Here is a 17,660-nt window from a genome sequence, read left to right on the forward strand (position 1 = left end):
ACTAACCCTCCATTCTATATCAAACCTATTTTTTCCAATTTATTATTTTTTAATACCATATTTTTCTAATATTTTCAGTTGACAAATACATTCATCACCTATATTGTATTAAGTGTATTACATGCAGTAGTACACTTAATACAAGTCAGAAAGGAGACATTGCTCTTGCATATTCAACTTGATCCAAGAAGCAACACTCCGATATGGGAACAAATTGTTCAAAATATAAAAGAACTCGTATTGAAAAACATGTTAGCTCCAAGTGATAAACTTCCTTCTGTACGCGAACTCGCTTCTTTACTCGTTATAAATCCAAATACAGTAAGTAAAGCGTATCAAGAGTTAGAGCGACAAGGAATTATTGAAACATTACGAGGAAAAGGAACATTTGTATCCCAATCGATTACCCCAACATTAGACGAAAGGAAAATCGCTATGGTTGAAAAGCAATTTCATCAATTACTATTAGAAGCCTCTTATCTTGGTGTTACGAAAGATAAAATTCATGATTGGATAGATTCATACTATAAAGAGATTGGAGGAAATGCGGATGCTGAGAGTGAAAAACTTGAAGAAGACAATTGATAATCAAACAATTTTAGATGATGTTTCTTTCACATTACAAAGAGGAAGTATTATTGGATTACTCGGAAGAAACGGCGCGGGGAAAACAACTTTATTACGAACGATGGTCGGTATTTTAGACCCTGATGCAGGGACTGTTACATATGAAGATACAAACATTCATCAGTGTCCTGAAATAAAGCAAAAAATCGTATATGTTCCGGATTCTACTAACATATTGAACGGATATACGGTAAAAGAAATTGTAAAGTTTTATAAAGAAGTTTATAACGCATTTGATGAAGCATATTTCTATGAACTGTTGGAGCGTTTTAGCTTACCAAACAAACGAATTCGTAGTTATTCAAAAGGAATGAAAGCACTGCTTGCCATCATTTTAGCCGTTTCTACAAAGGCAGAATATATCATTTTAGATGAACCGACAAATGGACTTGACCCTATCGTTAAACGGCAGATCCTCCAATTTCTCGTTGGAGAAGTTGCAGATAAAGAGATTACCATTTTCATCTCAACGCACCATTTAGATGAAGTGGAACAAATCGCAGATACAATTATTATATTAAAAGGCCATACTATCTCGTCTATTACATCACTAGACGATGCAAAATCACGATTTGCTAAAATACAAGTTGCTTATGAACGTTCATTACCTCAAAAACTAGAAAACTTAAGCAATATTAAAATATTAAATCAAACAGGAAAAGTATTTACAATCTTAATTGAGGGAAATGTGGCTACAACACTGGAGAAGTTTTATAAAGAACAACCTATACTCATTGAAGAATTAACAATGTCACTTGAAGATGTCTTCGTTACGACACTAGAGGAGGATGGGTATGTTTCATAAGGCGTTGTGGATGTGGAATTGGAAGCGCGGGAAATATGCTGTACTACTGTTCTTCTTTTATACACTTTATCTTCTATCTTTCGGATACTATAAAGCAGCTCAGATGGAACTCGATAAATATTACGAATTACAAGAAAAAGGGAAACAGTATTATTATTTTTATACCTTTTCTTCAGGAGAAGGTAATAGTTTTTTGTTAACTGTTCTTATCATTGCTTTAGCCTGCTTATTGATAGGATGGGAACGTAGCAACCAATCGAATACACAACTTATGACAATGCCGTTTAAAAGAAAAGATGTTTTCTTATCTAAATGGACTTTCGGTTCACTTTGTATTGTGAGCTCGTTACTTATAAACTGGATCCTTATGTATGTTATTTATAGAACAACTATTCATTTTGATTATCAATCATTTAGTCCGTTTCATCGATACTTTCTTTATGCGATTGTTTCTTATGTTGCAGTCTATACAGCTGCTCTATGTATCGGTACTTTTACTGGAAGCATTGTTTCGCAGGTCATTTTTTGCATTCCATGGCTACTAATGGGGCTTACATTTATTCCACTAGTGTACACTTTTACGCTAAACCATTTAGAGGCTACCAATACTAAAAGTAATAAATTAGATCAACAACTTTATGAATTCAATCAAAAAACAAATATAGTTGCACCAATTTATCGCTTTTCTATTGATTATAACTATCATCCAGAACACCTTGAGAAGGAAAACGATCCAGCTACTTTAAGAAATCCAGTATCTCATAAATATTATTCAGCCAAATCTATGTTTGTCCCTATTCTCTATACGATTTTTTACTTACTACTTGGAACATATTTATATATGCGATCACCAAATGAAAACAGTCAAAAGATATTTATTTTCCAAAGGCATTTACGAATATGGATATGGGGGACAACCATTTACTTTGCATTACTAGGTGGCTATAAAATCAATCAATTTAATTTCTTACTTAACTACTATATTTGTTTGTTTCTCGCTGGAATCATTACTTATGTTATATTATCACGCCTAACAAATTATAAAGTTTCTTAAAGGAGAGATCCTATGTTTCAAAAAGCACTGTGGCTAAGAACGTATCAACAAAGTAAATATGTTGTATGGTTATTTTGGCTCATCAGCTTCTATACTTTGTCATATAACTACTATATGACTTCTATTCAACAGCAACAATTTCTAAATGACAACAAAAAGTGGAACTATATATATCATTACAACTTTAATTTAACACTTCTAGATTCTGTCCTACTGTTAGGTGGTGTACTTATCGTTCTAGCTTGTATTTTAATTGGATGGGAAAGACAAAATAACGCTAGCGACTTGTTATGGTCTATGCCATTTAAACGTTCGCACATTTATATAACGAAATGGTTGTTTGGAATTTGTAATATCGCCGCTGTTGTCGTTTTAAACTGGGGACTATTTGCTATTATGAAAAAGTTGACTTTTCATAATAAATATCAATTATTCTCCCCCTTTCATCGTTACTTTATATACATGTTAATTGTATTAATTGCTATTTATACACTTGCCTTATGTATAGGAACAATCGCTGGAAATGTAATATCGCAAGGATTTCTTACTGCCGCTATATTAATCTTCCCAGCGTTACTTCCATCTCTAATATCAGGAGTCATTGCTGTGCACTCGAATGCCGACTTTCATGAGAACAATGGCAATATACATGATGTTATGGAAAACATACGTATTTCTGGTCCAGCAGAAGAGTTTACTATTAGCTTTAATTACGATCCTCAAAACGCTTATACTGATAAGGATGGAGTACGTCATAATGAACCAAACTTTACAACAATCCCTTCGGCAAAATTATTGATTGCACCTATTACACATATCATTATTTTGTTACCACTCGGGATGTATTTATATGCCCGTTCAGTCAATGAGCGAAATGGTAACTACTTATTATATCCAAAACTACAAAAAGTAGTTTTAGCTTGTGCGATTTTCTTTGGTGGGATCGTTGGAGGTTTAATGCTAAGTCGCGCGCACTCATTGTCCAGCTTTTACATCGGATTTTTAGTGACTAGTTTAATTACGTATTTCTTCCTACCTAAAATATTAAAATGGAAAGTCTCTTGGAATTTTAAATGAAATAACCTCCTCTTATTGAGGAGGTTATTTCACATTCTCTCTTCTTTTCCCATACTCTTTTTCTTGCTTCGTTCCAAACCCGTCACCATTTGCGACGATTTGATCTGTTGGAGCAACTATGCTTTCAGCAATTCTCCATTCTCCTCCTTGTTGAATAAACACTTGCATAAAATAATTCATTCCATTTAACTGATACGGATTTTCTTTTTTCACTTCATAACGAGCTGCAACATAATACACTTGCACATTCTCAGCTTCAAACTTAGAAATATATTGCGATAATCTCGGGATGTACTGTGATGCTTTCTGAAGTGGAAGTTGTTTTACTTTTATAAGAGAAGACTTTGTCACATTGCTTATCGTATCTTCCTGCCGAATGTTATCACTATGATGAAATAAAATAGCATTCTGCATAGAACGAATCCATAGTTTTGAATATAAAACAGGTTGCTTATTTGAAATATGTTGTAATTCTTTCTGAACGACTTGAAGAGGCGTAGCCGCATCCGCGAACTGATTAAAGCAGAAAAAACTTCCAATCATAATGAAAAGCATACAAATACGTTTCATAATTTTTCACTCCGATTCTTTTTAATTAAAGTATTGGAGTTTCAAAATGTTTTTATTCAAAAGAAAAAGGATAGGAAAGCTTTCGCTTCCTATCCTCATTTATTATAATACGCGGCCAAATAGCTCTAACACCATTTCGATTTCTTGGTCGCTCCAACCTTTAAATTTCTCTTTATAATATTCTTTACGCACAGCTTCAAGTTTTTCAGTTACTTCTCTTCCGTGTTCTGTAATTTCTAGGTACACGATACGACGGTCTGAATTTGAACGCTTTCTTTCTACAAACCCTTTTCGTACGAGACGATCAGTAACAGCTGTAATATGACTAGAGGTTACGTTTACTTCACTCGCAATTTGCGAAGCCATCTGTGGACTCTTTAAAAATAACGCGCGTAATACAGAAAATTCATTGTATGGCATATGTTCTGCAAAACGTGTATTAATATCATTTTGTAATAAACGTATCATCTTTCGAAATGATCCGGATAACTCTAAAATCAGTGTTTCTCTTTTTTCGTTCACTAGCCTCGTCCCTTTTTTATCATATTTACACATATTATAATCTATAAATACCCTTATTGTATATGCTTTCTTTCTTTAACATTCTCATTTATGTAACTTTTTCATACAAATTTCTTTTTTGTTCACACATATACATATAAATAAGGATGGTGATGGAAGATGCAAGGTGGAATGAATCCTTATTTACACAACGTACGTACAGCTAATACTGGTAGAGAAGCGACTATTACTGTACAAGGTGAAGGTGTTGTCAAAGCAAAACCAAATGTTGTTATATTAACACTTGGCATTCGAACTGATAGTAAAAATGTGAAACAAGCGCAAGAAGAAAATGCAGTGCAATCAAAACAATTGCTTGATGCACTTAAACAGCTTGGTATTGCTGATAAAGACATAGAAACGATTTCTTATACGATCACTCCCCAATACGAGTATGTAAATGATAAAGCATTACTACAAGGATATCGTGTGGAACATTTGTATGAAATTACCGTTTTAAATGTACAAAAAGCAGGGGAAGTATATGATATAGCCGTTTCAAATGGAGCAAACTTAGCAAAAGGTTTACGTTTTCGGATATCTCATCCAAATAAATATTATGAGCAAGCTCTCATTCAAGCTCTGCAACAAGCGGTAGAAAAAGCTCGTGCTATTGCGAGTACATACAATTTAAACATTAATCCTGTTCCACTCTCATTCGTTGAAGAATCCGCCCAATTACCACGGGAAGTGACGTCCTATGCTACTTTACATGCACAAGCAGCTCCGCCCATTCAATCGGGAGAATTAGAAATCATTTCAACAATACGAGCGATTTTTACGTATTTATAAATAATTTCATTTATAAGTAAACGTTATCATTTTCCTTGTTGTAAAAACATGATGTTCTGATATAATAAAGGACGGTGAGCTCTTACGAAAGAGATATCACGGGTGGGAGAGGGATATGAAAAAGAAGGTTTAACATGAAAGGAATACTTGAAAGAACATTTAAATTAGGTTTACACGAAACATCACCAAAACAAGAAGTTTTAGCTGGAGTTACGTCATTTTTCACGATCGTATATATTATGATTGTAAATGCATCCATTTTATCCGATGCTGGCATTCCTCTTGAAGCTGGAATTTTAGCAACTGTTTTCAGTTCATTTATCGGATGTCTGCTCATGGCATTTTGGGCAAATGCACCTGCTATTCTTGTCCCTGGTATGGGTGTAAATGCATTCTTCACGTACACTGCTGTGCATACGCTCGGATTAACTTGGCAGGAAGCATTAGCAGCTGTCTTCATCTCTGGTATTATTTTTGCAATTGCTGCGTTTACACCAATCGCTCGCGTGCTTTCAGTATCGATTCCAAAATCATTAAAGGAAGCTATTACTGTCGGTATCGGATTATTTTTAGCATTTATCGGATTGCAAAAAGGTGGTTTAGTCGTTTCGAATCCAAATACTGCTGTTGCAATGGGGAAATTAAGTAACCCTGTCGTTCTTGCGACCGTGCTTACTCTTATCGTTGCACTTGTACTATTTATTCGTAACGTACGTGGAAGCTTTTTATGGACGATTGCAATAGGAACTGGTATTGCATGGCTATTTGGTCTTGTTGATACAAGTCAAATCGGAAATAGTTCATTCTCATTCGCTAATTACGGCGATGTGTTTGGAGCTATGTCATTTGGCAAACTTTCTTCCTTACCGTTTTGGATTGCAACATTCTCCTTAAGCATGGTGCTTATTTTTGAGAACATGGGACTTCTGCACGGTTTATTAGAAGATGACCGTAAATTCCCACGTGCTTACCAAGCCAATGCAATTTCAGCAATGACATGTGGTCTATTTGGCACAAGCCCTACCGTATCAACAGTAGAGAGTGCCGCAGGTATTACTGCAGGCGGAAAGACAGGTCTGACGTCTATCGTTACAGGGTTGCTATTCTTTGCATCACTGTTTGCACTTCCGTTTGTCAAACTAATTCCTGATAGTGCCATTGCACCAATCTTAATTATTATTGGCGGCCTGATGATTACAAGCATTCAGCAAATTCCTCTGAACGATTTTTCAGAAGGATTTCCAGCGTTCTTAATTATCGTCATGATCCCGCTCACATATAGTATCGCTGATGGCATTGCGTTCGGATTTATTGCTTATCCTATCTTAAAAGTTGCTCTTGGAAAGCGTAAAGAAGTCGCACCGTCTATGTATATCGTTACATGCTTATTCTTAGCCATGTTTGTATTACATGCTATTGGTTAAGTAAAAACACCGAGGAATTTTCCTCGGTGTTTTTTTACTTAAACCATCCTTTTTTATAAAACCAAGCCATCATGCCACCGCCAATTAGTGCCATTAGAAGTAGACAAATAAAATAACTATATTGTCCACCAAGCTCTGGCATATGCGTAAAGTTCATTCCGTATACTCCCGCAATAAATGTTAATGGCATGAAAATAGTCGAGAATACAGTTAATGTTTTCATAATGTTATTCATATGATGTGAGTTTAATGAAAAATAGCTATCTCGAATATCTGCCGTTAACTCCCGGCTTGCCTCAATCATTTCTGTCAGTTTAAGTAAATGATCATGTATATCTTTAAAGTAAATTTCATGATCACTTATACCGTAAAAACGAGTCGAATTTAAAATACGATACAATAAATCACGCATCGGAATGATTGTACGCCTTAGTTTTGATAAATCTGCACGTATATCAAATACTTCTTCTAGCACACTTCCTGCTGTCTCACCCGTTAAATTATCATCAATGGCATTTAAATGATCCTCAATGTAATATACAGGCGCAAAATAGTCGTCCACAATTTGGTCGATAATGGTATGCGCTACGTGCAGGGGACTATTTTTAATACGCTTCTTTTCTCCAAGTGTTTTCCATACTCTTTCGATTGCATTATTATGAGAAAAGTGGAAAGAAACAATAAAACGATCACTTATAAATAAATCGATCTCGTGCGGTTCTAATCCATCCTCACCAAATGCATGAAGAACTAAAAAGTTATATCCATCATAAAAATCAACTTTTGGCCTCTGTACATATTCTATACAGTCTTCAATTGCAAGGGGATGGAACTTAAAATGATCTTGCAAAATGTATGTATACTCTTCTTTCGTTGGCTTATATAAATCTAGCCAATACCATACAATATGGTCTTTCGTTGTTTCTTCTAGCGAAACATCATATAATACTTCATCTGTTTTTGTTATTGCACAAATTCTAATCATAATTTCACCCATTATTATTATAAACAAAAAATAGCAAAAAAAGCCAAGGAGAAATACTCCTTGGCCCTTTTTTATTATTCAGTAACGATGCCGTGCACTAATGTTGGTGCATCTACATGTTCGTTAGCAATCTTCATGTTCTCATAAATTTTTGCTTTTACATCTTCCACATTTTCACGGTTTGCGTAAATTGTAACAAGGGATTCACCTTTTTTCACGCTGTCCCCTACTTTTTTGCGAAGCATTAAGCCAACTGCTAAATCAATTTCAGATTCCTTCGTCGCACGTCCTGCTCCTAAAAGCATTGCTGCTGTTCCGATTTCGTCTGCAACGATTTCTGATACATAACCGTCTTCCTTCGCTTCTACTTCAATTTTAAACTGTGCTTGTGGTAATTTAGAAGGATCATCAACAACAGAAGCATCGCCGCCTTGCGCTGATAAGAACGTTTTAAATGATTCTAGCGCTTTACCGTTGTTCATTACTTCAATTAATTTCTCACGTGCGTCTTCTAAAGATGAAGCTTGTCCAGCAAGGTATACCATTTGACTTCCAAGCGTTAAACATAACTCTTCTAAATCTTTCGGCCCCTTACCTTGTAATGTATCAATTGCTTCTTGTACTTCAAGTGCGTTACCAATCGCCTCACCAAGTGGTTGACTCATATCAGAAATAACAGCCATCGTATTACGACCAACGTTATTACCAATGCGCACCATTGCTTCTGCTAAACGTTTTGCATCTTCATCTGTTTTCATAAATGCACCTGCTCCAGTTTTTACATCAAGAACAATTGCATCTGCACCAGCAGCAATTTTTTTACTCATAATCGAACTTGCAATAAGCGGAATTGAGTTTACTGTTGCCGTTACATCACGAAGTGCATATAACTTTTTATCGGCAGGTGTTAAGTTTCCACTTTGACCAATAACTGCGATTTTGTTTTCATTTACAAGTCGCATGAATTCATCATTTTCGATTTCAACATGGAATCCTGGAACTGCTTCTAATTTATCAATTGTACCACCAGTATGTCCTAACCCACGTCCAGACATTTTTGCAACCGGTACACCTAAAGCGGCTACTAATGGACCTAACACAAGTGTTGTTGTATCACCAACACCACCTGTTGAGTGCTTATCTACTTTTACCCCTTCAATAGCTGATAAGTCGATTGTATCACCGCTATTTACCATTGCCATCGTTAAATCAGCACGTTCTTGATCGTTCATATCTTGGAAGAAAATTGCCATTGCAAGTGAACTTACTTGATAATCAGGAATATCACCATTCGTATATCCTTCAACAATAAATTTAATTTCTTCTGTCGCTAATGCATGTCCGTCACGTTTTTTTGCAATTAGGTCCACCATTCTCATTGTGAGGTCACCCCTTCATTTGTTTTACGATTGCTTTTACTAATGCTAAGAAGTTAGCTTTAACACGTTCTGTCGTTTCAATTACTTCATCGTGGTGAAGTGGCTGATCTAAAATACCAGCTGCCATATTTGAAATACAAGAAATACCAAGTACTTTCATACCAGCATGACGCGCTACAATTACTTCTGGTACTGTTGACATACCAACTGCATCTCCGCCAAGTGTACGAAGCATACGAATTTCAGCAGGTGTTTCATATACAGGACCTGTCATTCCAACGTATACACCTTCTTGTACTTTAATATTTAAGTCCGCTGCAACTTGTTTCGCCATTTCACGAAGTTCTGGTGTATATGATGTAGACATATCAGGGAAACGTACCCCCATTTCAGAATCATTCGGTCCGATTAATGGATTTGTACCCATGAAGTTAATGTGGTCTGAAATTAACATAAGATCGCCTGGCTCAAATGATGTATTTACACCACCAGCTGCATTTGTTACAACAACTGTTTCTACACCTAGTTCTTTCATAACACGAACTGGGAATGTTACTTTTTGCATGTCATATCCTTCATAGAAGTGGAAACGTCCTTGCATTGCTACTACTGTTACACCTTGAAGTGTACCGAATACTAGTTGACCTGCATGACCTTCTACAGTTGATACTGGGAATTCAGGGATTTCACTGTAAGGTACTGTTACTGCGTTCTCGATTTCATCTGCTAATACACCTAGTCCAGATCCAAGGATTAGTCCTACTTGTGGCGTTTCTTGAAATTTCTCTTTTAAGTATGAAGCTGATTTTGTAATAAGTTCACGATTCATTTGTTTATCCCCCTATTTCTTTAGCTCGTTTAAGAAGCTTGTTCCGTGTTCTGGCATTTTCACGCCGAAGTTTTCTGCTACCGTTGCACCAATATCAGCAAATGTTTGACGAAGTGCTAATTCTTGTCCGCCTTCTTTCATGCTTGGGCTATATGCTAATAACGGTACATATTCACGTGTATGATCAGTACCAGGATGTACTGGATCATTACCGTGGTCTGCTGTAATTAATAATAAATCATCTTCTTTTAGTTTTTCGAATACTTCTGGAAGACGTGCATCATAGTCTTGCAGTGCTTCTCCATATCCTTGTGGATCACGGCGGTGACCGAATAATGCATCAAAGTCAACTAAGTTTAAGAAGCTAAGACCTGTAAAGTCCATGTTTAATGTATCTACAAGCTTATCCATTCCATCCATGTTAGACTTCGTACGAAGTGATTCAGTTACACCTTCACCATCATATATGTCAGAGATTTTACCGATAGCAATAACATCGTAGTCACTATCTTTTAATTCATTCATTACCGTACGGCCGAATGGTTTTAACGCATAATCATGACGGTTTGGTGTACGTGTGAATTTCCCTGGTTCTCCAACGAATGGACGAGCGATAACACGACCTACCATGTACTTTTCATCTAACGTTAATTCACGTGCAATTTTACAAATTTTATATAACTCTTCAAGTGGCACTACTTCTTCGTGTGCTGCGATTTGTAATACGCTATCAGCAGAAGTGTAAACGATTAAAGAACCTGTTTCCATTTGTTCTTGACCAAGTTCATCAAGAATCTCAGTTCCAGAAGCTGGTTTATTACCGATAATTTTACGACCTGTTTTTTCTTCTAATTCATCAAGTAATTCTTTTGGGAATCCTTCAGGGAACACTTGGAATGGTGTATCAATGTAAAGACCCATAATTTCCCAATGCCCTGTCATTGTATCTTTACCAGTAGATTTCTCTTGCATTTTTGTATAATATCCAAGCGGTTTTTCTACTTTAGAGATACCTTTCATTTCACGAATGTTACCAAGACCTAACTTCACCATATTTGGCATTTGTAATCCATTCATATGCTCAGCAATGTGACCAATTGTGTCAGAACCTAAATCACCAAATTGCTCAGCATCCGGTGCTTCGCCGATTCCTACAGAGTCCATTACGACTAGGAATATACGTTTATATTTATTCATAACTGCGACCTCCTATAAGTTCAGTTCTACTTCTTGTAGTATGTTCAAAACGCTATAAAGTGAAACTGTTCTCCATAAGAATTCTCTTTCGTTCTCATTGTCAAACAGTACTTCTTTAATTGATTCTCTAACCTATTTCGTTTACTTCGAAACGACTCAAAAACATTTCTAGTTTTTTCTAAGTCAGATGTCAGACATCTGATACTGATATCATAACATGTTTACGCTTTCTTTTTAATACATTTTCGTAGAATTTCTCATTTTCTTCACACTTCTATTGTAATCCATTATGCAAATAAGTGCTAATTATTTTATGATTTATTTCTTCATATAAAGTGAAACTTTGATTAGCAGGAGTTTAGTTCTTCTCCACTGATTATTAGCCCTCATCAATTGGACGTTTACGGAATAAAAATAAAAATAAAAAGCAGCTCTAAAGAGCTACTTTTTATTTTATTTCTACTGTTTCTTCTTTATGTTCATGTAGTTCGCCTTTTTTAACATGAACTTTCACTTTGTAAGAACCGTTTTCTTTGAAAGTATGTTTCGTTTCATACTCTCCTTTATTTCCTTCTTTCGCTGGAATAAATTCGTGTTTTTCAACACCATCTTTCCAAATCTCAAGTTGTACTTCAGCACCAGTTAACGCTTCTTCTTTTTGTTTTAAATGAACTTTCATAGTTGATTCAGCATTTGCTTTTATATCACCAGCCATAAGATGGATCATTGTATCGCTTTTATGATCGCCATGCCCTGCACCGTGATCACTATTTTCTTTTTTCGCATCTTCTACTTTCGCATTTCCTACAGCCACTTTTACTTCTGGCATAACATGCATTTCACGTGCATTTGTGTGAGCGATAATATGGTACACTCCATCCGTCTCAAACGTTTTCTCTACTGCATAAACACCTTTTCCTTTATGCTTCCCATCTAACATCTCGTGCTTTTCGTCGCCAGCTTTCCAAATTTCAAACTTTACATCATCAGCATCTGTTACTTTTTCTTTTCCTTGTGTAACAAGTGCTTGTACTTCTGTTTTTTCACCAGGTTTAATTTCTTTCGGATTTGTTTGAACTGCTACTTTTACAGCTTCTAGTTTCTGTTCTTTTTTCGGTTCTTCTTTGTTTGTATTACAGCCAGCCAATGCTAGCATCGCGATAAATAAAGTCATAATAAGTTTTTTCATCATCATTTCCTCCTTCATACCTTATTTAGTATAGAGGAAATACATTGTAATATTCTAGTCTTCTGCTGAAAACAATGTACGAAATGTTTGTGAAGTTTTTGTGAAGTACTATAGCCTTTTGAATCTATGAAAAAAAGAGCATAGTAACTATGCTCTCGGATGAAACTGTTTATATACATCTTTTAATCTAGCTTTTGAAACATGCGTATAAATTTGCGTCGTTGAAATATCTGCATGTCCTAGCATTTCTTGCACAGCACGCAAGTCTGCTCCATTTTCTAATAAATGCGTAGCAAAAGAATGGCGCAACGTATGTGGTGTAAGCTCTTTTTCAATATTTGCTTCTTTCGCCAATCGTTTTAAAATTTTCCAAAATCCTTGTCTTGATAATCGATTCCCATGATGGTTTAAAAAGAGTGCATCTACTACTTTTTTACCCATCAATTCTCTTCTTCCCTTTTCAATATACTTTTGAATCGCTTCCGTCGCTAAACTTCCTAGTGGAATAATTCTTTCTTTATTCCCTTTCCCTATGCAACGAACAAACCCCATCGTTAAATGTACATCTTCTAAATTTAAGGCAATTAATTCCGAAACACGAAGTCCTGTTGCATACAATAACTCTAGCATCGCTTTGTCACGAACCCCAAAAGCACTCGTCATTTTTGGCGTCTGAAGTAACGCCTCTACTTCATCGATTGATAGCACTTTCGGTAATTTCCGTTCTCCTTGCGGCGTTTCAATATGTACGGATGGGTCGTGCTCTACCGCTCGTTCACGAAGTAAGAATTGGTGAAACGAACGAATCGATGCAATATGACGTGCTAATGTTTTCGAAGATTTTCCGTTTTCTTTTAAGTGCTGCAGAAAATTAACAATGTGCAAGCGTGTCACTTCATGAAAGCTTTTCGCCTGTTCTACATTTTGCAAATACTTTACATAACTTTTTAAATCACGTTCATAAGATACTACTGTATTTTTCGCTAGCCCTTTTTCGACAACCATATAATGAATAAAATCTTTTAATTGATCTTCCAATCTACACTACTCCCCATTTTCATAGAAAAACATCATTCTATTTACGAAAGCATCCTTTGCCGGCTCTTCATTCCCTGATACTTTTTCTACAGTCTCTTCTTTTGGTTTTTCATAACGATGATAACTTTCATATTCTTCATTTATCCATAGTATAGCGAAATAAAACAAAATCGTACAACTTGTAAATAATAAAAATACTTTTATCCCATCAAAAGTTAATTTTAAAGCTCGGCGCATTGTAAATTCCTCCAAAATATAAGTTATTACAACATATGCCAAGCTTTCACCAATTTATACCTTATTCAAATAAAAAACCTCTTCCTAGATAAATAGGAAAAGGTTATTTTTCATCCGTTTCATTTTCTTGACAATTTTTACAAATCCCATGGAATGTTAAACGATGATCTTTCACCTTAAAGCTCCAGTCACGTTCTACTTTCCTTTCCACTTCACCAAGTAAATCTTCTTGTATTTCTTGTACAGCACCACATTGTGTACAAATCAAATGATGGTGAAAACGCTGCGCACCTTCTTGGCGTAAGTCATAGCGTGAAACACCGTCTCCGAAGTTAATCTTATCGACAACTTTTAACTCAGATAATAGTTCTAAAGTTCGATAGACGGTTGCTAATCCGATCTCTGGCGACTTTTCTTTTACAAGGAGGTAAACATCTTCTGCGCTTAAATGATCTTCTTCATTTTCTAGCAGCACACGAACTGTTGCTTCACGTTGCGGTGTTAATTTGTAGCTCGCTGCATGTAATTGCTTCTTAATTCGTTCAATTCTTTCTTCCATTCGGTACTACTCCCTCCTCGCCACTCTTACACCATTATATCAGAAGAAGGGCTTCTGTCAAAAGAAAAACAATAAAAACAAATTGATAATTATTCTCAAAAAGTATTTATTGTTTATTAATAGCCTCAACGACTTCTTTCATTAAAACTGGTGATGCATAAGCTTCTACACTAGAAGCAAGAGCTAACACCGCTCCAATTACAAGAAAGAAGCATGTATAACGAATTAATAATGGTAATAATGGCTCGGTTATTTTCCTGATAAATTGATGCCTAATCATGCGTAAGGAAAAGCTTGCGGCAATTGTTGTCATAACGAGAAATACTGGAATAATAATGAGGTTTTGTGGCAATACAGAAACGAATGCTAATAATAATCCATTCCATCCATGCTGACTGACTAAAAAACCTACTGTAAATCCGACAACTACTCCTTTTACAAATAATAAAATAAAAATAAGTGGCAATCCAATAATTGAAATCCCCAAAATCCAAATAAATCCAATGTATTTTAATTGCGAAAAGTAACTTTCTCGAAACATTTCGCTCGCAATAGCAAATTCTCCTTTAGAAACTTGTCCAAAAAAACGTTGTAAATAAAATGATAAATCTTGTTTTTGATTTAATTGTAAACTATTTACAAGAATGGCCCCAAATATTACTCCCATCAATAATAAAACAGCGTTAAATATATATAATGAAGAGTTTTCCTGTATGTGAGACATTACACGGTCTTGCCAAGTTTTTCTCCACATTTTTCTTCCCTCCGTTCACACTCTTACTAAAAATGTATGAAAGAAAGAAAAAAGTATGACGAATTAACATTGAAATTCCGCTCTACTTTGCTAAACTAAAAAGTAGAGAATAGGAGGGATTTCTCTTGAAACCATTATTATTAGATTTTCCAACATTATTTCAAACTGAACGCTTACAAGTTCGTAAGCCATTTCCAGGTGATGGTGCAGAAGTGTATGAAGCAATCCAAGCTTCTCTAGAAGACTTAGTACCGTGGATGCCAATTAACGCTGAAACAGAAGAAAGTGCTGAAGAAATCGTTCGTAACGCTCACGGGCAGTTTTTACTTCGTGAAACACTTGATTTTCACTTATACGATAAAGTATCTGGTACATTCATCGGAGCTATAACGCTCAAGCCTGAAAACTGGGATATTCCAAAGTTTTCACTTCACTTCTGGCTGCATAGCGCTTATACAAAACAAGGCTATATGACTGAAGCCATTAAAGGTGCCATTCAATTTGCCTTTGATAAGCTAAGTGCTAGAAGAATTGAAATTCGTACTGATGCAACAAATGCAAATGCATGTAACCTAGCAGAACGTTTAGAATTTATTCTAGAAGGTACAATGGAAAATGATTTCATAGCACCAGATGGTAGCTTACGTGATGCACGCGTATACGCAAAAATCAATTAAAAAACACTCGCCTTTGGCGAGTGTTTATTTTTGTAGTTGTAAATATTGTACTGCAAACATCGTCTTCGCATCATGAATACGAAGATCTTTCATAAGAATAATCGCTTCTTCTAACGATACTTCCATCAATTCCACGAATTCATCTTCATCTAACTCGGCTTTATTTTCTTTTTTCGTCAAACCTGTCGCTTTATATACATATAAAATTTCATCTGCAAATCCTGGAGATGTATAGAAAGAAGTAATAAGCTCCATATTTTCACATACATATCCTGTTTCCTCTTCTAATTCACGAACTGCTGTCACCTCAGGTTTTTCACCAGGTTCTAACTTGCCAGCCGGAATTTCTATAATCGCCTTTTCAAGCGCTTTACGATACTGCTCAACAAGCACAATTTTCCCCTCATCAGTAATAGCAATAATAGCAACTGCACCAGGGTGATTTACAATTTCACGTTTACTCATTGCTCCATTTGGTAATACTACATCATCAACACGAACTTTTATAACTCTACCATCAAAAATTGGCTCAGTTTTTACTGTTCTCTCTGCAAGATTACTCATACTACTTCATCTCCCTGTTCTATTTCCTATTCTTTCCTCATACATTTTACCACATTGAAAGGAGCGTGATAGAAATGAAAGTTTATATTTTACCAAATCGCGTCACTTTAGTCGGAAAAGCATGGCAAATTCGCCATAAACTAAAACAATATAGCAAAGAGTATACAACTGTACAAGAGTGGATTACAGCAAATAAAGTGAAACTTTAATCAGAGGGGGTTTTGTTCATCCCCTCTGATTATTAGTTGAACGAATCGGGCTTTTACGGGCAGTTAATCTCCCACCTAACTTCCTCGTATGAGCCGAATTTTAAAGTGGGGGTCTTACTGCCCGTTAAAGCGGGGTAAAAAGTAAACGTTTGTCAACCTCTTTTTCCTTTCGTACAATAAAGGTAAGGAGGTTGACCTATGAAAAAACGTCAATTAGGAAACTCAGATTTGTTTGTTACAGAAATGGGCCTTGGCTGCATGTCTCTCGGTACATCTGAAACAGAAGCTATGCGTATTATCGATGAAGCAATCGATTTAGGAATCAATTTTTTTGATACAGCGGATTTATATGATTATGGATTAAACGAAGAATTTGTTGGAAAAGCCTTAAAAGGGAAACGAGACCAAATTGTTCTTACAACAAAAGTTGGAAATCGATGGACAGAAGAAAAAAACGGGTGGTCTTGGGATCCTTCTAAAAATTACATAAAGGCTGAAGTGAAAGAAAGTTTACGTAGACTTCAAACTGATTATATTGATCTTTATCAACTTCACGGCGGGACGATTGAAGATCCAATAGATGAAACAATTGAAGCCTTTGAAGAATTAAAAAAAGAAGGTATTATTCGCCATTACGGTATTTCTTCTATACGTCCAAATGTTATCCGTGAATATGCTAAACGTTCAAATATCGTTAGTGTGCTAATGGAATATAGCCTTTTAAATCGTCGCCCTGAAGAATGGTTCCCACTTCTAAGTGAACATCAAATTAGCATTATTGCTCGTGGGCCACTTGCAAAAGGAATTTTAACTGATAATAATGCAAGAAAGATAGAAAGAGTAAAAGAAAAGAATTATCTTTCTTATTCTTACGATGAATTATATGCGACACTCGCGAATGTAAAAGAAATAATCGGAGAAAGCTCTCTAACAGGAACAGCTATTCAATATTGCTTACATAACGAAACTGTTGCAGCTGTTATACCTGGTGCAAGCTCTATTCAACAATTGCAAGAAAATGTACAGGCTAGTAAACAAAAAAAGTTAACAACAGCAGAATATATACAACTTCAGCAAATTTCTAAATGTGATACTTACGCTTTACATCGTTAAAAAGACGCTACCATACCGGT

At 35.6% G+C, this 17,660-nt stretch carries 21 protein-coding genes; 9 read left to right on the top strand and 12 right to left on the bottom strand.

The features are described from left to right. The first annotated feature begins 165 nt into the window (after positions 1-165). The 4 genes from JDS82_RS02005 to JDS82_RS02020 are packed head-to-tail and all read left to right on the top strand — an operon-like array spanning position 166 to position 3,563. Entirely contained in the window at positions 166-585 is a 420-nt protein-coding gene (locus JDS82_RS02005) for a GntR family transcriptional regulator (protein WP_048565674.1), read from the top strand. After that, the gene (locus JDS82_RS02010; protein ID WP_000946666.1) at positions 551-1,432 is read left to right on the top strand and encodes an ABC transporter ATP-binding protein; all 882 of its coding nucleotides are present in this window, start codon (positions 551-553) and stop codon (positions 1,430-1,432) included. Before JDS82_RS02005 ends, JDS82_RS02010 begins: the two co-directional genes overlap by 35 nt. Next, a complete protein-coding gene (locus JDS82_RS02015; RefSeq protein ID WP_199712529.1) occupies positions 1,422-2,486 on the top strand; it encodes an ABC transporter permease in 1,065 nt (354 codons plus the stop codon). The genes JDS82_RS02010 and JDS82_RS02015 overlap by 11 nt, the downstream gene beginning before the upstream one ends. A gap of 12 nt (positions 2,487-2,498) precedes the next feature. After that, positions 2,499-3,563, top strand: coding sequence for an ABC transporter permease subunit (locus JDS82_RS02020; RefSeq protein ID WP_199712530.1), 1,065 nt, complete (start codon positions 2,499-2,501; stop codon positions 3,561-3,563). Between the two features lie 24 nt (positions 3,564-3,587). Here the strand turns inward: JDS82_RS02020 and JDS82_RS02025 are convergent, their stop codons facing one another. Together JDS82_RS02025 and JDS82_RS02030 are read right to left on the bottom strand one after the other, a co-directional pair. Continuing rightward, complete coding sequence (locus tag JDS82_RS02025; RefSeq protein ID WP_061672334.1) at positions 3,588-4,133, bottom strand: hypothetical protein; 546 nt, start codon at positions 4,131-4,133, stop codon at positions 3,588-3,590. A 102-nt stretch (positions 4,134-4,235) separates the two neighbouring features. Beyond that, complete coding sequence (locus JDS82_RS02030) at positions 4,236-4,655, bottom strand: MarR family winged helix-turn-helix transcriptional regulator (protein WP_001003308.1); 420 nt, start codon at positions 4,653-4,655, stop codon at positions 4,236-4,238. A 159-nt stretch (positions 4,656-4,814) separates the two neighbouring features. Here JDS82_RS02030 and JDS82_RS02035 point away from each other — a divergent pair, with 159 nt between their 5' ends. Continuing rightward, on the top strand, positions 4,815-5,486 hold the full coding sequence (locus tag JDS82_RS02035; protein ID WP_061672335.1) for an SIMPL domain-containing protein: 672 nt from the start codon (positions 4,815-4,817) through the stop codon (positions 5,484-5,486). Between the two features lie 134 nt (positions 5,487-5,620). Further along, entirely contained in the window at positions 5,621-6,910 is a 1,290-nt protein-coding gene (locus tag JDS82_RS02040; RefSeq protein WP_000676233.1) for an NCS2 family permease, read from the top strand. A gap of 34 nt (positions 6,911-6,944) precedes the next feature. Here JDS82_RS02040 and corA read toward each other — a convergent pair whose 3' ends face one another. The 9 genes from corA to spoIIM form a co-directional block, all read right to left on the bottom strand. Then, a complete protein-coding gene (gene corA, locus JDS82_RS02045; RefSeq protein WP_002008459.1) occupies positions 6,945-7,907 on the bottom strand; it encodes a magnesium/cobalt transporter CorA in 963 nt (320 codons plus the stop codon). A gap of 62 nt (positions 7,908-7,969) precedes the next feature. Further along, positions 7,970-9,274, bottom strand: a complete 1,305-nt coding sequence (locus JDS82_RS02050; protein ID WP_048562381.1) for a pyrimidine-nucleoside phosphorylase — start codon at positions 9,272-9,274, stop codon at positions 7,970-7,972. 7 nt (positions 9,275-9,281) lie between these two features. Further along, positions 9,282-10,103, bottom strand: a complete 822-nt coding sequence (locus tag JDS82_RS02055) for a purine-nucleoside phosphorylase (protein ID WP_001078443.1) — start codon at positions 10,101-10,103, stop codon at positions 9,282-9,284. Positions 10,104-10,115: 12 nt separating this feature from the next. Then, entirely contained in the window at positions 10,116-11,300 is a 1,185-nt protein-coding gene (gene deoB / locus JDS82_RS02060; protein WP_001046086.1) for a phosphopentomutase, read from the bottom strand. Positions 11,301-11,748: 448 nt separating this feature from the next. Continuing rightward, complete coding sequence (locus tag JDS82_RS02065) at positions 11,749-12,492, bottom strand: FixH family protein (protein ID WP_199712531.1); 744 nt, start codon at positions 12,490-12,492, stop codon at positions 11,749-11,751. A 144-nt stretch (positions 12,493-12,636) separates the two neighbouring features. Beyond that, a complete protein-coding gene (gene xerD / locus JDS82_RS02070) occupies positions 12,637-13,527 on the bottom strand; it encodes a site-specific tyrosine recombinase XerD (protein ID WP_000390083.1) in 891 nt (296 codons plus the stop codon). 6 nt (positions 13,528-13,533) lie between these two features. Continuing rightward, complete coding sequence (locus JDS82_RS02075) at positions 13,534-13,764, bottom strand: YqzK family protein (RefSeq protein ID WP_001250432.1); 231 nt, start codon at positions 13,762-13,764, stop codon at positions 13,534-13,536. A gap of 103 nt (positions 13,765-13,867) precedes the next feature. Then, entirely contained in the window at positions 13,868-14,323 is a 456-nt protein-coding gene (fur, locus tag JDS82_RS02080) for a ferric iron uptake transcriptional regulator (protein WP_000392657.1), read from the bottom strand. Between the two features lie 106 nt (positions 14,324-14,429). Continuing rightward, on the bottom strand, positions 14,430-15,047 hold the full coding sequence (gene spoIIM / locus JDS82_RS02085) for a stage II sporulation protein M (protein WP_226544967.1): 618 nt from the start codon (positions 15,045-15,047) through the stop codon (positions 14,430-14,432). A 155-nt stretch (positions 15,048-15,202) separates the two neighbouring features. Between spoIIM and JDS82_RS02090 the strand changes: the two genes are divergently transcribed. Next, positions 15,203-15,754 (top strand): GNAT family N-acetyltransferase, encoded by a 552-nt coding sequence (locus JDS82_RS02090; protein ID WP_000803489.1) that lies wholly within the window; start codon positions 15,203-15,205, stop codon positions 15,752-15,754. Between the two features lie 24 nt (positions 15,755-15,778). On the opposite strand, the gene JDS82_RS02095 is transcribed toward JDS82_RS02090, so the two are convergent. Beyond that, on the bottom strand, positions 15,779-16,318 hold the full coding sequence (locus JDS82_RS02095) for an NUDIX domain-containing protein (protein WP_000067040.1): 540 nt from the start codon (positions 16,316-16,318) through the stop codon (positions 15,779-15,781). Positions 16,319-16,392: 74 nt separating this feature from the next. On the opposite strand from JDS82_RS02095, the gene mciZ reads away from it, so the two are divergent. Together mciZ and lolS are read left to right on the top strand one after the other, a co-directional pair. Further along, positions 16,393-16,527, top strand: a complete 135-nt coding sequence (gene mciZ, locus JDS82_RS02100; RefSeq protein ID WP_098058182.1) for a Z-ring formation inhibitor MciZ — start codon at positions 16,393-16,395, stop codon at positions 16,525-16,527. Positions 16,528-16,725: 198 nt separating this feature from the next. Next, positions 16,726-17,640, top strand: coding sequence for an aldo/keto reductase (gene lolS, locus JDS82_RS02105; protein ID WP_000747223.1), 915 nt, complete (start codon positions 16,726-16,728; stop codon positions 17,638-17,640). Positions 17,641-17,660: the final 20 nt, after the last annotated feature.

The organism is Bacillus cereus group sp. N14 (assembly GCF_016483555.1).
GTDB classification, from domain to species: domain Bacteria; phylum Bacillota; class Bacilli; order Bacillales; family Bacillaceae_G; genus Bacillus_A; species Bacillus_A wiedmannii.

What these genes read in the sequence shown, in the direction of transcription:
- fur (WP_000392657.1), bottom strand. Translation starts at nt 14,323, where the DNA reads ATGGAAGAAAGAATTGAACGAATTAAGAAGCAATTACATGCAGCGAGC.
- JDS82_RS02075 (WP_001250432.1), bottom strand. Translation starts at nt 13,764, where the DNA reads ATGCGCCGAGCTTTAAAATTAACTTTTGATGGGATAAAAGTATTTTTA.
- mciZ (WP_098058182.1), top strand. Translation starts at nt 16,393, where the DNA reads ATGAAAGTTTATATTTTACCAAATCGCGTCACTTTAGTCGGAAAAGCA.
- JDS82_RS02015 (WP_199712529.1), top strand. Translation starts at nt 1,422, where the DNA reads ATGTTTCATAAGGCGTTGTGGATGTGGAATTGGAAGCGCGGGAAATAT.
- JDS82_RS02050 (WP_048562381.1), bottom strand. Translation starts at nt 9,274, where the DNA reads ATGAGAATGGTGGACCTAATTGCAAAAAAACGTGACGGACATGCATTA.
- JDS82_RS02055 (WP_001078443.1), bottom strand. Translation starts at nt 10,103, where the DNA reads ATGAATCGTGAACTTATTACAAAATCAGCTTCATACTTAAAAGAGAAA.
- spoIIM (WP_226544967.1), bottom strand. Translation starts at nt 15,047, where the DNA reads ATGTCTCACATACAGGAAAACTCTTCATTATATATATTTAACGCTGTT.
- JDS82_RS02020 (WP_199712530.1), top strand. Translation starts at nt 2,499, where the DNA reads ATGTTTCAAAAAGCACTGTGGCTAAGAACGTATCAACAAAGTAAATAT.
- corA (WP_002008459.1), bottom strand. Translation starts at nt 7,907, where the DNA reads ATGGGTGAAATTATGATTAGAATTTGTGCAATAACAAAAACAGATGAA.
- JDS82_RS02025 (WP_061672334.1), bottom strand. Translation starts at nt 4,133, where the DNA reads ATGAAACGTATTTGTATGCTTTTCATTATGATTGGAAGTTTTTTCTGC.
- JDS82_RS02065 (WP_199712531.1), bottom strand. Translation starts at nt 12,492, where the DNA reads ATGATGAAAAAACTTATTATGACTTTATTTATCGCGATGCTAGCATTG.
- JDS82_RS02010 (WP_000946666.1), top strand. Translation starts at nt 551, where the DNA reads ATGCTGAGAGTGAAAAACTTGAAGAAGACAATTGATAATCAAACAATT.
- JDS82_RS02040 (WP_000676233.1), top strand. Translation starts at nt 5,621, where the DNA reads ATGAAAGGAATACTTGAAAGAACATTTAAATTAGGTTTACACGAAACA.
- JDS82_RS02095 (WP_000067040.1), bottom strand. Translation starts at nt 16,318, where the DNA reads ATGAGTAATCTTGCAGAGAGAACAGTAAAAACTGAGCCAATTTTTGAT.
- lolS (WP_000747223.1), top strand. Translation starts at nt 16,726, where the DNA reads ATGAAAAAACGTCAATTAGGAAACTCAGATTTGTTTGTTACAGAAATG.
- deoB (WP_001046086.1), bottom strand. Translation starts at nt 11,300, where the DNA reads ATGAATAAATATAAACGTATATTCCTAGTCGTAATGGACTCTGTAGGA.
- JDS82_RS02035 (WP_061672335.1), top strand. Translation starts at nt 4,815, where the DNA reads ATGCAAGGTGGAATGAATCCTTATTTACACAACGTACGTACAGCTAAT.